This window comes from Acinetobacter sp. 25-47-130, assembly GCF_056779705.1.
In genome coordinates this window covers 1-262 of sequence record NZ_JBWYII010000037.1, presented here as the reverse complement: position 1 = coordinate 262, position 262 = coordinate 1, and the positions used below count along the sequence as shown (strand labels likewise).

Sequence of the window (262 nt, the reverse complement as noted above, 5' to 3'; positions counted from 1 at the left end):
AAAGCTCCGCCTTCTAGCAGGGTTACAAACTCTTTACCCGCGTTAATTAACTCAGGGTCACGGTCTTCTTCCGCAGGGGGGGGACCAAAGGCCAATAAACCATTTTCAGAATGTAAAAAGACATCTTTGTCAGAAGGTAAGTAACTCGAGATCTTGGTCGGTAAACCAATGCCAAGGTTGACATAAGCACCATCAGGAATATCTTGTGCAACACGTTCAGCAATTTGATCACGGGTTAATTTTTGATAACTCATTTTATTTC

General features: G+C 42.4%; 1 protein-coding gene. It reads right to left on the bottom strand.

The window, feature by feature from the left end; all coding sequences use genetic code 11:
• On the bottom strand, positions 1-254 hold a 254-nt coding region (locus AC1M83_RS14245), incomplete at its 3' end, for a CoA-transferase (RefSeq protein WP_481590952.1).
• Between the last annotated feature and the right edge of the window lie 8 nt (positions 255-262).